2 pseudogenes are annotated in these 831 nt (G+C 74.7%); both read left to right on the plus strand.

Annotation, left to right across the window (positions count from 1 at the left end):
• A pseudogene (locus FFA01_RS16045) lies at positions 1-613 on the plus strand (M14 family zinc carboxypeptidase); the annotation flags it as partial.
• A pseudogene (locus FFA01_RS15800) lies at positions 610-831 on the plus strand (ABC transporter permease); the annotation flags it as partial. The pseudogenes FFA01_RS16045 and FFA01_RS15800, both read left to right, overlap by 4 nt.

Raw genomic sequence — 831 nt, forward strand, 5'->3', positions numbered from 1 at the left:
CGGCGGCTCGTCGTCGAGCGAGTACGCGAGCCGCTACGGCACCCTCGGGGTCGTCGCCGAGCTGCCGTACTGGAAGCATCCCGACGCCGACGACGCGTCGCCGATCGACGAGTCGTACGCCGACCTGCTGCTGCGGACGAGCACCGAGATGACGGCGACCGGGGAGGCGCTGGTCGCCCTCCTCGCGCAGGCCGAGCCCTGGCTCACCATCGAGTCGCCCTTCCTCCGCGCCTCCCGCGCCTTCGTGCCGATGCTCGTCCGCATGGGCGCCGTCGACCGCGCTCGGGCCGCGCGCCCGGAGTCAGCCCGGGCCGCCACCGTGTCCGAGCGCTTCTCGTGCGAGGACATCGTGCACTGCTTCCGGCTCCGCTACGGCGGCATGCTGCTGCGGGCTCTCGAGGCCGAGTCGGCGGCCGGCACCGCGACGGCGCCGCTGCGCCGCCTGGCCGACGAGACCGCGGCCCTCTACGCGACCTGGCAGGCCGCGGCCGCGGCCGTCGACCGCGCGGAGGTCATCCCGATCGCCAGCCTCGTCGGGGTCCAGTACGGCGCCGTCCTGGCGGCCGCCGCCCACCTCGCGGCCGCGAGCGACCCGGAGACGGCCGAGCGATGAAGACGCTCCTCGCCGTGGTCGAGCGCGTCGGCGGTCTCGCCGTCGTCTTCGTCGGAGTGACCTTCGTGATCTACGTCATGGTCTTCGCGCTGCCCGGCGACCCGATCCGCGCGCTCGGGGGCGACCGCCCGCTCAGCGACGCCGTCGTCCGCGCGCTGCGAGCCGAGTACCACCTCGACGAGCCGCTCTGGCAGCAGTACACCCGCTACATCGGCGGG

The sequence above is a fragment of the Frigoribacterium faeni genome, assembly GCF_007988805.1.
Taxonomy (GTDB): domain Bacteria; phylum Actinomycetota; class Actinomycetes; order Actinomycetales; family Microbacteriaceae; genus Frigoribacterium; species Frigoribacterium faeni.